The following is a 12,788-nucleotide window of genomic DNA, read 5'->3' on the forward strand; positions in this document are numbered from 1 at the left end:
GTGCATTAGGTTCCGGGGTCATGGGCGCCGAAGAAACCGCCGCGGTCGTGTGGGACGAGTCGTTCCTCGGCTACGACCTGGGCGGCGACCACCCGTTGAACCCGGTCCGGCTCGACCTGACCATCCGGTTGGCGACCTCGCTGGGCGTGCTGGACGGCGTGGAGACCCTGGTGCCGCACCCCGCGACCGACGCCGAGATCGAACGCGTCCACGAGCCGTCCTACCTGTCCGCCGTGCAGGCCGCGCCGATGGCCGCCTGGGACGTCGGCCACGGTCTGGGCACCGCCGACAACCCGGTGTTCGAGCGGATGCACGAGGCGTCCGCGCTGGTCGTGGGCGGTTCGCTGGCGGGGGCGCGGGCGATCGCCGACGGGCGGACCAAGCGGGCGGTGAACATCGCGGGCGGGCTGCACCACGCCATGCGCGACCACGCCGCCGGGTTCTGCGTCTACAACGACTGCGCGGTGGCCATCTCGTGGCTGCTGGACAACGGCTTCGACCGGGTCGCCTACATCGACTCCGACGTCCACCACGGCGACGGCGTGCAGGACGCCTTCTACGACGACCCGCGCGTCCTCACCATCTCCCTGCACCAGAACCCGCTGAGCCTGTGGCCGGGCACCGGGCGTCCCGCCGAGCTGGGCGGACCGGGCGCGGAGGGCACCGCGGTGAACGTCGCCCTGCCGCCGGGCACCCGCGACCCGGGCTGGCTGCGCGCGTTCCACGCGACCGTCCCGGCGCTGCTGCGGGGTTTCCGGCCGCAGATCCTGGTCACCCAGTGCGGCGTGGACACCCACCGCGAAGACCCGCTGGCCGACCTGGCGCTGTCGGTCGACGGGCACCGCGCGATCTACCGGACCTTCCGCGACCTGGCCGAGGAGATCACCGGCGGGCACTGGCTCGCGCTGGGCGGCGGCGGGTACGAACTGGTCCGCGTGGTGCCCCGGTCCTGGACGCACCTGCTGGCCACCGCGCTGGACCGCGACGTCGACCCGAAGACCCCGCTGCCCGCCGACTGGGTCGCCGACACCGCCAAGCGCGCGCCGAACTGGCCGCTGCCGGCCACCATGTCCGACGACGCCGACGTGGCGTTCGAGCCGTGGGGCGGCGACGCGGACACCCCGCTGGACGCCGCCGTCCGCGAGACCCGCCGCGCGGTGTTCCCGCTGCACGGCCTGGACCCCGACGACCCGAGGGACTGACCCGGTGGACCCGTACGACTACCCGCGGACCTGGGAGGCCGACGTCGTCCTGATCGACGGCGGCACCGTCCACCTGCGCCCGATCACACCCGACGACGGCGAGCGGCTGCTCGCCTTCCACGGCCGGCTGTCCGAGCGGACCCGGTACTTCCGCTTCTTCGGGCCGTATCCCCGGATGCCGAAGCGGGACGTCGAGCGGTTCACCACCGTCGACCACGCCGACCGGGTGGCGTTCGTCGCCCTGCTGGGTGACGACATCGTGGCCGTGGGCCGCTACGACCGGCTGGGTGGCGGGGACAGCGCCGAGGTCGCGTTCGTCGTGCAGGACGAGCACCAGGGTCGGGGGTTGGGGTCGATCCTGCTGGAGCACCTGGCGGCGGCGGCCCGCGAGCGCGGGCTGAGCCGGTTCACCGCCGAGGTGCTCGCGGAGAACGGCCAGATGGTGCGGGTGTTCCGGGACGCGGGGTACAAGGTGAGCCGCGCGTTCGAGGAGGGCGTGCTGCACCTGGAGTTCGACATCGACCCGACCGAGGAGTCGGTCGCGGTGGCGCGGGCGCGCGAGCAGGCGGCCGAGGCGCGAAGTGTGCACAACCTGCTGCACCCGCGGTCGGTGGCGGTGATCGGGGCGTCGACCGACCCGACCAAGATCGGGCACGCGGTGCTGGTGAACCTGTTGGAGGGTGTTTTCCACGGGCCGGTTTACCCGGTCAACGCCGAGCACCGGTCGGTGCGCGGGGTGCGGGCTTATCCGTCGGTGTTGGACATCCCGGACGACGTGGACCTGGCTGTCGTCGCGGTGCCGGCGGCTGGGGTCGACGAGGTCATGGATGCTTGTTTGGCCAAGGGCGTGAAGGCGCTCGTGGTCGTGACCTCGGGGTTCGGGGAGACCGGGCCGGGTGGGTTGAGCGCGGAGCGGCGGTTGGCGGCGGAGGCTCGGGCGCACGGGATGCGGGTGGTCGGGCCGAACGCGTTGGGTGTGCTGAACACCGAGCCGTCCGTGCGGCTGAACGCGACGCTGGCGCCGCGGTTGCCGGGGCGTGGGCGGACGGGGTTCTTCTGCCAGTCCGGTGCTCTGGGGACGGCGATCCTCGCGGCGGCGGCCGAGCGGGGGTTGGGGCTGTCGACGTTCGTGTCGGCGGGCAACCGGGCGGACGTGTCCGGCAACGACATGCTCCAGTACTGGGAGACCGATCCGGCCACCGATGTGGTGCTGCTGTACCTGGAGTCGTTCGGCAACCCGCGCAAGTTCGCCCGGCTGGCGCGGCGGTTGGGGCGGACCAAGCCGATCGTGGCGGTGAAGTCGGGGCGGCACGCGGTGTCTCCGGCGCTGGCGGCGACCGGGGTGCAGGTGGACGAGTCGTCGGTGCAGGCGTTGTTCGAGCAGGCCGGTGTGATCCGGGTGGAGTCGCTGGCCCAGTTGTTCGACACGGCGTTGCTGTTGGCCCACCAGCCATTGCCTGCCGGGCCTCGGGTGTCCGTGGTGGGCAACTCGACTGCGATCGGGTTGTTGGCTGCGGATACGGCTCTGGCCCAGGGGTTGGAGTTGGCTGGGGCACCGGTGGATGTCGGTGCGCAGGCTGGGCCGGAGGTGTTCGCCAAGGCTGTGCAGGACGCGTTGGCGAACCCGGACACGGATGCGTTGGTGGTGGTTTTCGTGCCGCCGTTGGCGGTGCCCGGGGCTGCGTTCGCGCGGGCGTTGCGGGATGTGGCTGGGACCAAGCCGATCGTGTCCACGTTCCTCGCGGTCGAGGGTGTGCCGGATGAGCTGGCCGTGCCCGGGCCGGACGGTGCCCCGGGGCGGGGGTCGGTTCCGTCGTATCCGAGTCCGGAGCGTGCGGTGCTCGCGTTGGCGCGGGCGACTCGGTACGCGCGGTGGCGGTCTGCGCCCCAGGGGCACTTCGTTCGGCCGGACGGGATTGACGCTGAGGCTGCGCAGGCGTTGGTCGAGTCGCTGGCGTTGGCTGAGGAACAGCGGGTGGACGACGAGACCGCTGTGCGCTTGTTGGCTTGTTACGGGGTCGAGGTTGTGCCGTTCCGGGTGGTGTCGTCTGCCGAGGAGGCGGTGGCGGCGGCTCGGGCGTTGGGGTTCCCGGTCGCTTTGAAGTCGGTGGACGAGCGGCTGCGGCACCGGACTGACCTGGTCGGCGTGCGGTTGGACCTGACCGGGGAGGACGCGGTGCGGTCGGCGTACGAGATGCTGGCCGAGGTGTCGGAACGGGCCGACGTGTACGTGCAGCGGATGGCGCCCAAGGGCATTTCGTGTGTCGTGGGGCTGCAGGACGACCCTTCGTTCGGGACGTTGGTGTCGTTCGGGCTGTCCGGGTTGGTCAGTGATCTGCTGGGGGACCGGGCTTATCGGGCTGTGCCGTTGACGGAAACGGATGCGCGGGCGTTGGTGCGGGCGCCCAAGGCGGCCCCGTTGTTGGCGGGGTACCGGGGTGGGGAATCGGCCGACCTCCCGGCGTTGGAGGAGTTGGTCCTGCGGTTGGCGGCTTTGGCGGAGGACCTTCCCGAGGTGCGGGAGTTGGCGTTGGAGCCGGTGTTGGCCAGTGCGGCGGGGGCGTTTGTGACCAGTGCGCGGTTGACGTTGGGGCCGCCGCCGTCCCGTCATGACACCGGTCCGCGGCGGCTGCGGTCGCCTGGGGGTGCTCGCTAACGCTCTCCGCTCGCGCGGTGCTTTCTCAAGCGTTTTAGTAAGAGGTTTGAACGACGCGCGTAGCGCTCTCAAGAAACGCGCTTCGCACTCTCAGGACGTACGCGCCGGCGCGCTTTCAAGATCAAAGCCAAAAGCGCGCCTGGAGGCCCCCCGGGGGACGAACCGAGGCCCCGCTGCGGCTTGGCAAGCCCGGGTGCGCCTGCGCCGCAGTGGGGGAGTGCCAGGGTTGGGAGTGTAGTGGTGAATTATTGACATTTCACGTTACGGTGATCTTGAGGTTGATGCGGAACCGTCATCCTTGACCGATCCGGAACGTGTCAACCGTCGCTCGACTATGGACGGTAAACCTTTCGCCGCTTAGGTTTCCGACATCTTTCGAGGAACCCGAAAAGGGGAAGAATGGCACTGGCATCGCTGCGCGCCCTCGCTGTGGCGTGCTCCGCCGCGCTGGTCCTGGCCTCGTGCTCCGCCGGCGACGACACGACCCTCGTCGGCAAGGCGACGTCCAACAAGTTGACCATCGCCGTCGCCTACGACCAACCCGGTTTGGGCGTGCGCCGGCTCGACGGCGTCTACAAGGGATTCGACGTCGACGTGGCGCGGTACGTCGCCAAGGAGTTGGGCGCGGACGAATCGAAGATCAACTTCGTCGAGGCGACACCCTCCCAGCGGGAGAAGCTGCTCACCGACGGCACGGCGGACCTCGTGGTCTCCAGCTACTCGATCACCGAGAAGCGCAAGGAGGTGATCGACTTCGTCGGGCCGTACTTCATCGCGGGGCAGGACCTGTTGGTGCGGTTGTCGGACACGCGGATCACCGGGCCGGAGTCGCTCACGGCGGGCATCCGGCTGTGCTCGGTGGAGAACACGACCTCGGCGCAGTACGTGAAGGACCAGTTCGCCCAGTCCGTGGAACTGGTGAACTACCCGAACTTCAGCGACTGCGTGACCGCCCTGCTGGCCGAGCAGGTGGACGCGCTCACCACCGACGACGTGATCCTCGCGGGCTACGCCGCGCAGAACCCCGAGCTGCTGCGGGTGGTCGGGAAGCCGTTCAGCGAGGAGCGGTACGGGATCGGCATCCGGCGCGGGGACGCGGCCGGGAAGGCGAAGGTGGCCGCCGCCGTCCAGAAGATGATGGACACCGGCGAGTGGCGCAGGTCACTGGAGGCCAACGTGGGGCAGTCCGGCTACGCCATCCCGGACCCGCCCAAGATCACCCCGTGACGTGCGACCCACTCCGATAGCGGTCTGACCGGCGGGTTCCAGGTCGTAGGCTCGCCGGGTGCCTGCTTCGCACTTCGCACCCCAGTACCGAGCGGACGGACCGGTCCGCGCCGGTATCCCCGAGCACGGTCGCATCCCGCGCTACTACGCGGTGAAGACCGAGCTGCTCTGGCTCATCGAGGCGCTGGGGGAGGGGACGGCGCTGCCCTCGGAGCGCGAGCTGGCCGAGCGCTACTCGGTCTCGCGGGTGACGCTGCGGCAGGCGGTGGGCGAGCTGGTGCTGGAGGGCAAGCTCCAGCGCCGGCAGGGGTCGGGCACCTACGTGGCCCCGCCGAAGCTCGTGCAACCCCTGTCGCTGGTGAGCTACACCGAGGGCATGCGCCGGCAGGGCGTGGACCCGGCGCGCAGCGTGATCACCGTCGAGCACCTGCCGGCGGACGACGTGCTGGCGCGGGACCTGCGGATCGAGCGCGGCGACCAGGTGGTGCACCTGGAGCGCGTGCTGCTGGCCGACGAGGAGCGGGTCGGGCTGGAGTCGACCTACCTGCCGGAGGCGCGGTTCCCCACTCTGCTGGACGTGTTCGACCCGACGACCTCGCTGTACGCGTGCCTGACCGACCGGTTGGGGGTCGTGTTCGCCGAGGCGGAGGAGCGGGTGGAGACGGTGTTGGCCACGCCCCGGGAGGCGTTGCTGATCGGCACGAACCCGGCGCTGCCGATGCTGTTGCTGCACCGCGTGTCGCATGACAACGATGGCGTGCCGATCGAGCGCGTCCGGTCGCTGTACCGGGGGGACCGGTTCAGCTTCGTGGCTCGGTTGCGGGCCGAGGGGCGTTGATCGGGTAGAGCTGGGCCATCGCGTGCACCGCTTTGGTGATGTGGAACCGGTGGCGGTTGCGGGTCGAGGCAAGCTCCAGCCCAAGGTGTCCAAGGGCGAGATCTTCGTGGCCAACGGCGATGTCCAGATGAACCCCTGGCCTCGATCCGCGACGACAAGTCCGAGTTCGAGATCTTCTTCCCGGCGGATGAGAAGGGTGTGCGCTCGACGTTCGCCATCCCGTACTTCGCGGGCCTGGCCGCGGGCGCGCCGCACGCCGACAACGGCAAGAAGTTCCTGGACTTCCTGCTGTCGGCGGAGGTGCAGAAGACGATCCCGACGGATGCCCTGGGTCAGGCGACCCGGTCCGATGTGCAGGCCGAGGGTCGGGTGTCGGAGGTGTTGAAGGGCGTCGAGGTGTGGCAGCCCGACTGGACGGCCGTTGTGGCGACGCTGGACGCCGACATCGCCGCGTACACCAAGGCCGTCGGGCGATGACGCCGGCGGTCGAGCCGCGCGACGTGTCCGTCTACTTCGGACGGACTGTCGCGCTCCACGGCCTGGACCTGTCGGTGGCGCCGGGGGAGACCCTGGCGCTGCTCGGGCCGTCCGGGTCGGGCAAGTCCACCGCGTTGAAGGCCATCGCCGGGTTCCTGCGGCCCACGTCGGGGCGGGTGCTGCTGGGTGGCCGGGACGTGACGGATTGCCCGCCGAACCGGCGTGGTCTCGGGGTCGTGGTGCAGAGCTACGCGTTCCCGCACATGAAGGTGTTCGACAACGTGGCCTTCGGGCTGCACGCCCGGCGGGTGCCGCGGCGGGAGGTGGCGGCCCGGGTCGCTGAGGTGTTGGACCTGGTGGGGATGGGGGGCGTTCGCCGGGCGGTACCCGCGGCAGTTGTCGGGCGGGCAGCAGCGGCGGGTGGCGATCGCGCGGGCGTTGGCGATTCGGCCGCCGGTGTTGCTGCTGGACGAGCCGTTGTCGGCGCTGCGCGGTTGCCGGCTGTGCAGTGGCGGGGGACCGGGTTTCGGTTGGGTGGAACTGGAGTTGGGGCATCGGGTGCGGGCGGAAGTTGCCGATGTGTCCGGGTTGGTGGTGGGGGCTCGGGTTGAAGGGTCCATTCCGGACGGTTGTCCGTTGGTTCGGGTGGCGTGAATGCGGCGGGTGGGTTGATGCGGCGGGTGGTGTGGCTGGTGCCGCCGGTGGCGGTGTTGGCGGTGTTCTTCGGATATCCGCTGGTGCTGGTGTTGTGGCAGTCGTTCGTCGCTGATGACGGTGCGGTCGGGTCGCAGACGTGGCAGGCCGTGCTGGGGTCGGCGGAGTTCCAGCGGGCGGTGGTGCGGATGGCGTTGCCGGCGGTGGCGGCCACCGCGGGTGTCTCGTGTTGGGCGTTTTTCTCGCGTTGGTGATCGCGTTCGCGCCGTTCCCGGGGGTGCGGGCGGTGTCGCGGCTGGCGGGCGCGGTTCGGGGGATGCGGTGGCCAGTGCTGTGGTGAGTGCGCAGACGGCCGTTGTCGCGGCGTTGGTGGCGGTGGTGCTGGGGACGTGGTTGGCGCTGGGGACGGCTCGGGCGCCTGCGGCGGTGCGGCGGGTGTTGGACGGCGCTGCTCACCTGCCGCTGGCCGTGCCGTCGGTGGTGGTGGGGTTGGGGCTGGCGCTGTCGATGGGGGAGGTGGGGGCGACGAACATGTTGTACCCGCCGGATTGGCGGACGTTGCCGGTGAGCGTGTTCGCGTTGACGGACCGTGGTCAGGTGTTCGCGGCTTCGGCGTCGACGGTGGTGTTGCTGGGGTCACGTTGGCGGGGCTGGTGGCGTTGGGGGCGGTGCGGCTTCGGGCGGCTGAGCGGTAGCTGCTGGGCTGTAGTTGCTGGGTGGGCGTGGTGCCCCTGTTGGGGCGTGGTGGTGCCTGTTGGGCGCGCAAGAGAACGTTAGCGAAGTGTGTCCGGATACCGCCCATTGGCAGGCGTCGCCTCGTGCCGGTGCGGAGCTATCGTTGGTGCTCGGGGAAGTCGAGTCTCCCTCACCCGCAACGGCGCGGGGGAAGCGGGGGTGAACCGGTGACGTTCAAAGAGGAGTTCCTGTCGGAACTCGAGGACTGCCTGCGCGGGTACGGCGCGGTGCCGGTCCTCGACCCGGGTGCGCTGGCACGGTTCATCGAGTACGTGCGCCTGCTGCCGGAGGACGACTCCCGGCTGCGGTGCCTGGAGGGTGTCGACCAGGGGTCGGGGTCGTTCTGGAACAACCCGGCGGTGTGGTGGGAGGAGGTCCCCCGGTTCGGCGTGGGGACCACGGACTGCTCGGCGTTGCTGGACCGGATGCTGGACGAGGCGATCAGCGACGAGATCGACGTCTTGGAGATGGAGATCCGCGAGCTTCCCGGCTGATTTTGGGAACGCGCTTCGCGCTCTCAGGACGTACGCGCCGGCGCGCTCTCAAGATCAAAGCTTGAAGGATCAAAAGCGGCGCTCGCCGCGCGGCAGGCCCCCGAGGCCCTTCCTGTGGCTTGGCAAGCCCGGGGAGCGCCTGCGGCGCCGAAAAGCGGAAAGCCGGCGGGTGTGCGGCGGTTTGGGCTGGTCAGGGGGTCGCCCGTGGTGCACCCGGGTCGCCGGACGCACCACGGGGGGACACATCCCACTTGGAATCTTCCAGTTGGAACTGTCGAACAACTACACGGACAGCAGTCGGTCGAAGAACGCGCGGTAGCGGCGGAGGGCCATGCGCAGTTCTTCCGTGTCAACCTGTTCGCCCTGCTGCCACTGGCCCTCCAGGGACCGTTTGTGGTCGGCGAACGTCGTGGCCAGGCTCTGGACCACCTGGGCGACTAGTTCGTCCGCGCGGCGCACCGCGTCACGCGGGTCGTCCACGAAGTCGGACTGGAGGGTTCGCCATTCGTTCCGGTACCCGTCTGCCTCGGCCGGAGCGAACAGCGGCTCGGAGTCGGAGCGGTCCGTGGGGGTCGCGGGCTGCTCCTGGGTGTACTGCTGGTCAGCGGGCGCGTCCGTGGTCGGGGTGTCCGTGGTCGGGGTGTCCATGGACGGTTGTTCCTGGCGGTCCTGTTGGGGGACGGCGTGGGGTTGGTCTCTGTCGGTGGTGGTGGTGTCGTAGCCCGTTGGTTCCTGTTCGTAGTCCGCGACGGGCTCCTGGTAGTCGGCGGGTTGGTCGCCCTGCTTGCGGTTCGCGAAGTCTTCGGTGCTCAGGCGCTCGGTCATGGTCAGCGCGCTCCTTCTTCCCTGCGGTCGTCTTCGCGACGGTCCAGCAGGTCCTCGAAAAGCGTGCGGTAGTGCACCATGGCCGCACGCAGGTCCTCGGTGGACGCCTCGCCCCGGTCCTGGCGCTGCGAGATGGTGTGCGCCTCGCGGTAGTGCTCCAGGGTGTTCGCGTGCTCGACGGACAGCAGCGCCTCCTGGCGCTCGTACCCCTCGGTGGGGTAGCCGCGTTCCGCCATCAGGTCGGTCACCAGGCGGTCCGCCTGGGTCACCGCGTCCTGCGGGGTGTCGACGAACTGCTCCTGGATGCGCGACCAACTCCGGGCGTAGCTCTCCCGGGTCACCGGCGTGAGCGGGCGGAGTTGGAGCTTGGCGTGTTCACGCTCGCGCTCGACCAGTTCACGCTCCGCAGCCATCCGGTTGTCGCTGCGCTCTACGGCCCGGTCGTACTCGGGGCCGAACCGCTCGCGCAACCTCTTGCGCTGCAAGAAGAATCGCGACAGCAATGCGACCGCTGCCACGACGACCAGCACGACGACGATGACGCCGACAAGGGTGCCGGTGGACATCTGTGGCCTCCTTGGGCTCGGATGTCCACCGGGGTTCCCACGATCGAGTGAGGGTAAAACAACCTACCCCTTCACGCAGACGACCTGCTTGAGCCGCGTGACGACCTCCACCAGGTCGCTCTGCTGGGCGATCACGGTGTCGAGGTCCTTGTAGGCGCCGGGGATCTCGTCCACCACGCCGACGTCCTTCCGGCACTCCACCCCGGCGGTCTGCGCGGCCAGGTCGGCGGCGGTGAACGTCTTGCGGGCCTTGGTGCGGGACATCCTGCGGCCGGCGCCGTGCGACGCGGACTCGAACGAGTCCGGGTTGCCCAGGCCGCGCACGATGTACGAGCCGGTGCCCATCGAGCCCGGGATGATCCCGAGTTCGCCCTTGCGGGCCCGGATCGCGCCCTTGCGGGTCACCAGGACGTCCTCGCCGAAGTGGTGCTCCTCCGAGACGTAGTTGTGGTGGGCGCTGATCGGCTCGTCGAAGGTGGTGTCGGGGAAGTGGCGCAGGAGGACGTCCGTGACGAGCTTGAGCATGGTGGCTCGGTTGCGGCGCGCGTACTCCTGCGCCCAGTACAGGTCGTGCCGGTACGCGGCCATCTCCGGGGTGCCGGACAGGAACACCGCCAGGTCCGGGTCGGGCAGGTCCTCGTTGTGCGCGAGGGTCCGCGCGACCGAGATGTGGTGCTGCGCCAACTGGTTGCCGACGCCCCGCGAGCCCGAGTGCAGCATGACCCACACCCGGTCGTCGGTGTCCAGGCACACCTCCAGGAAGTGGTTGCCGCCGCCGAGGGTGCCCATCTGCCGCAGCGCCTTGCCCTGGTCCAGGGTCGGCACCAGGCGGTCGAAGGAGTCCCAGAACGGGTCGCGCGCGACGACCGGCTCCTTGTGCATGGCGAACCCGACCGGCACGGCCTTCTCCAGCGCGCTGCGCAGGTGCTTCAGGTCGGCCGGGAGGTCGTTCGCGTGCAACGAGGTCCGCACCGCCGTCATGCCGCACCCGATGTCGACGCCGACGGCCGCCGGCGACACCGCGTCCTTGAGCGCGATGACGGACCCGACGGTGGCGCCCATGCCGTAGTGGACGTCGGGCATGACGGCAACGTGCTTGACCGCCCAGGGGAGGGCGGAGATGTTGCGCAGCTGTCGCAGCGCCTGCTCCTCGACCTCGTCCGGGTTGGCCCACAGCCGGATGTCCACGCGGGAACCGGCGATCGTCGTTGCGGTCATGGTTCAAGGCTAGGTCGGGCGGTGGCGCGCCGCGATCGGTTTACGGGGTGCGGGTGGGTGTTGCGCCCACCCGCACGGCCACGTGGTGTTACCGGCTGACTGCCTTGCGGTACTGGCGGATCGCCAGCGGCACGAACACCACCAGGAAGACCACCACCCAGATGAGGGTGGTCAGCACGGGGTGCTGGAGCGACCAGACGTCCGCCTTGGGGAACTCCGGGTTGGTGTTGCCGAACAGCTCGCGCGCGGCGGCGGTGACCGCTGAGACCGGGTTCCACTCCGCGAAGACCTTCAGCGGCCCCGGCAGGTTGCTCTCCTGCACGAAGGTGTTCGCGATGAAGGTCAACGGGAAGATCGCGATGAAGCTCGCGTTGTTGAACACCTCCGGGCTGCGCACCATGAGCCCCACGATCGCCATGCCCCACGACAGGGCGTAGGCGAACAGCAGCAGCAGCGCGAACCCGGCCAGCGCCTCGAAGAACGACGAGTGGATGCGCCAGCCCACCAGCAGACCGGTCAGCGACATCACGATGATGACGATGACGTTGTTCAACAGGTCCGAGGTCGTCCGCCCGACCAGCACGGCCGACCGCGCCATCGGCAGCGACCGGAACCGGTCGATGACGCCCTTCTGGATGTCCTCCGCGAGACCGCTGCCGGTGATGGTCGCGCCGAACACGACGGTCTGGGCGAAGATGCCCGCCATCAGGAACTCGCGGTAGTCCATGCCGGGGATCTGGATCGACCCGCCGAACACGTACGCGAACAGCAGCACGAACATGATCGGCGACAGCGTGGAGAAGACCAGCAGGTCCGGCACGCGCTTGATCTTGATCAGGTTGCGCTTGGCGACGACCGCGCCGTCACCCAGCGCCTGCACGATGGTGCTCATTCCCCCTGCTCCTCCTGCTTCTCCTCGGCCGCGTGCCCGGTCAGCGTCAGGAACACGTCGTCCAGCGTGGGCCTGCGCAGACCCACGTCGAGCACCTTGATCGCCTCGGCGTCCAGCCGCCGGATGCCGTCGACCAGCACCTCCGACCCGCCGGACACGGGCACGGTGAGCCGGTGGCCCCGCTCGTCCACCACGATCTCGCCGATCGCCAGACCCCCGAGGACCTCGCGGGCCCTGGCCACGTCGCCCTCGGTGCCCACGGACAGCTCCAGCCGCTCGCCGCCGACCTGGGCCTTCAGCTCGTCGGCGGTGCCCAGGGCGATGACGTGGCCGTGGTCGATGACGGCGATCTTGTCCGCCAGCCGGTCGGCCTCCTCCAGGTACTGGGTGGTCAGCAGCAGCGTGGTGCCGCCCGCGACCAGTTCCTCGATGACGTCCCACATGCCCAGCCGGCTGCGCGGGTCCAACCCTGTTGTGGGCTCGTCCAGGAACAGCACCCTGGGCGTGGCGACCAGCGCGCCCGCCAGGTCCAGCCGCCGGCGCATGCCCCCCGAGTAGCCCTTCACCGGCCGGTCGGCGGCCTCCACCAGGTCGAACCGCTCCAGCAGTTCGCGCGCCCGCTCGCGGCTGCGCTTCTTGCCCAGGTGGTAGAGCCGGCCGACCATGTCCAGGTTCTCGAACCCGGTGAGGTTCTCGTCGACCGCCGCGTACTGGCCGGACAGGCCGATCTGCCGGCGCAGCTCCTTGGCGTCGGCGACGACGTCGAGGCCGGCGACGGTCGCCTTGCCCTCGTCGTGCTCCAGCAGGGTGGTGAGCACGCGCACCGTCGTCGTCTTGCCCGCGCCGTTGGGGCCGAGCAAGCCCATGATGGTGCCCTCTGGCACCACGAGGTCGAGGCCGTTCAGGGCGACGACCGATCCGTAGCGTTTGACCAGTCCCTCGGCCACGATTGCGTCTGCCATGACCTCATCATGGCGTCGGGGTACGACAATTCAGCGGGAATT

The 12,788-nt window shown here is 69.9% G+C and carries 13 protein-coding genes and 1 pseudogene; 9 read left to right on the plus strand and 5 right to left on the minus strand.

From position 1 onward, the window contains the following. Positions 1-20: 20 nt before the first annotated feature. The 9 genes and pseudogenes from RIN75_RS21020 to RIN75_RS21060 all read left to right on the plus strand — a co-directional run bounded on the left by RIN75_RS21020 (position 21) and on the right by RIN75_RS21060 (position 8,283). Complete coding sequence (locus RIN75_RS21020; protein ID WP_309113687.1) at positions 21-1,202, plus strand: acetoin utilization protein AcuC; 1,182 nt, start codon at positions 21-23, stop codon at positions 1,200-1,202. Positions 1,203-1,206: 4 nt separating this feature from the next. After that, complete coding sequence (locus tag RIN75_RS21025; RefSeq protein WP_309113688.1) at positions 1,207-3,858, plus strand: GNAT family N-acetyltransferase; 2,652 nt, start codon at positions 1,207-1,209, stop codon at positions 3,856-3,858. Between the two features lie 399 nt (positions 3,859-4,257). Next, on the plus strand, positions 4,258-5,085 hold the full coding sequence (locus RIN75_RS21030) for a glutamate ABC transporter substrate-binding protein (protein WP_309113689.1): 828 nt from the start codon (positions 4,258-4,260) through the stop codon (positions 5,083-5,085). 58 nt (positions 5,086-5,143) lie between these two features. Continuing rightward, positions 5,144-5,923, plus strand: a complete 780-nt coding sequence (locus RIN75_RS21035) for a GntR family transcriptional regulator (RefSeq protein ID WP_309113690.1) — start codon at positions 5,144-5,146, stop codon at positions 5,921-5,923. Between the two features lie 198 nt (positions 5,924-6,121). Next, positions 6,122-6,400, plus strand: coding sequence for a hypothetical protein (locus tag RIN75_RS21040; RefSeq protein WP_309113691.1), 279 nt, complete (start codon positions 6,122-6,124; stop codon positions 6,398-6,400). Further along, a pseudogene (locus RIN75_RS21045) lies at positions 6,397-7,054 on the plus strand (ABC transporter ATP-binding protein). Before RIN75_RS21040 ends, RIN75_RS21045 begins: the two are co-directional and overlap by 4 nt. A 17-nt stretch (positions 7,055-7,071) precedes the next feature. Further along, a complete protein-coding gene (locus RIN75_RS21050) occupies positions 7,072-7,308 on the plus strand; it encodes a hypothetical protein (RefSeq protein ID WP_309113692.1) in 237 nt (78 codons plus the stop codon). Positions 7,309-7,390: 82 nt separating this feature from the next. Beyond that, positions 7,391-7,831: a hypothetical protein gene (locus RIN75_RS21055; RefSeq protein WP_309113693.1), complete on the plus strand. Its 441-nt coding sequence runs from the start codon at positions 7,391-7,393 to the stop codon at positions 7,829-7,831. Between the two features lie 125 nt (positions 7,832-7,956). Continuing rightward, positions 7,957-8,283 (plus strand): hypothetical protein, encoded by a 327-nt coding sequence (locus tag RIN75_RS21060; protein WP_309113694.1) that lies wholly within the window; start codon positions 7,957-7,959, stop codon positions 8,281-8,283. Positions 8,284-8,565: 282 nt separating this feature from the next. Here RIN75_RS21060 and RIN75_RS21065 read toward each other — a convergent pair whose 3' ends face one another. The 5 genes from RIN75_RS21065 to RIN75_RS21085 all read right to left on the minus strand — a co-directional run bounded on the left by RIN75_RS21065 (position 8,566) and on the right by RIN75_RS21085 (position 12,746). Next, the gene (locus RIN75_RS21065) at positions 8,566-9,108 is read right to left on the minus strand and encodes a hypothetical protein (protein WP_309113695.1); all 543 of its coding nucleotides are present in this window, start codon (positions 9,106-9,108) and stop codon (positions 8,566-8,568) included. A 2-nt stretch (positions 9,109-9,110) separates the two neighbouring features. Then, a complete protein-coding gene (locus tag RIN75_RS21070) occupies positions 9,111-9,674 on the minus strand; it encodes a hypothetical protein (RefSeq protein ID WP_309113696.1) in 564 nt (187 codons plus the stop codon). 63 nt (positions 9,675-9,737) lie between these two features. After that, the gene (locus tag RIN75_RS21075; protein ID WP_309113697.1) at positions 9,738-10,892 is read right to left on the minus strand and encodes an RtcB family protein; all 1,155 of its coding nucleotides are present in this window, start codon (positions 10,890-10,892) and stop codon (positions 9,738-9,740) included. An 88-nt stretch (positions 10,893-10,980) separates the two neighbouring features. Further along, positions 10,981-11,784, minus strand: coding sequence for an ABC transporter permease (locus RIN75_RS21080; RefSeq protein WP_309113698.1), 804 nt, complete (start codon positions 11,782-11,784; stop codon positions 10,981-10,983). Beyond that, positions 11,781-12,746, minus strand: a complete 966-nt coding sequence (locus RIN75_RS21085; protein ID WP_309113699.1) for an ATP-binding cassette domain-containing protein — start codon at positions 12,744-12,746, stop codon at positions 11,781-11,783. Before RIN75_RS21085 ends, RIN75_RS21080 begins: the two co-directional genes overlap by 4 nt. Positions 12,747-12,788 lie beyond the last annotated feature (42 nt).

The organism is Saccharothrix sp. (genome assembly GCF_031180885.1).
Classification (GTDB): Bacteria; Actinomycetota; Actinomycetes; order Mycobacteriales; family Pseudonocardiaceae; genus Actinosynnema.

Bases quoted from the DNA above. Each gene is read 5' to 3' on its own strand.
- RIN75_RS21080 (WP_309113698.1), bottom strand. From the start codon at position 11,784: ATGAGCACCATCGTGCAGGCGCTGGGTGACGGCGCGGTCGTCGCCAAG.
- RIN75_RS21070 (WP_309113696.1), bottom strand. From the start codon at position 9,674: ATGTCCACCGGCACCCTTGTCGGCGTCATCGTCGTCGTGCTGGTCGTC.
- RIN75_RS21065 (WP_309113695.1), bottom strand. From the start codon at position 9,108: ATGACCGAGCGCCTGAGCACCGAAGACTTCGCGAACCGCAAGCAGGGC.
- RIN75_RS21050 (WP_309113692.1), top strand. From the start codon at position 7,072: ATGCGGCGGGTGGTGTGGCTGGTGCCGCCGGTGGCGGTGTTGGCGGTG.
- RIN75_RS21085 (WP_309113699.1), bottom strand. From the start codon at position 12,746: ATGGCAGACGCAATCGTGGCCGAGGGACTGGTCAAACGCTACGGATCG.
- RIN75_RS21020 (WP_309113687.1), top strand. From the start codon at position 21: ATGGGCGCCGAAGAAACCGCCGCGGTCGTGTGGGACGAGTCGTTCCTC.
- RIN75_RS21030 (WP_309113689.1), top strand. From the start codon at position 4,258: ATGGCACTGGCATCGCTGCGCGCCCTCGCTGTGGCGTGCTCCGCCGCG.
- RIN75_RS21075 (WP_309113697.1), bottom strand. From the start codon at position 10,892: ATGACCGCAACGACGATCGCCGGTTCCCGCGTGGACATCCGGCTGTGG.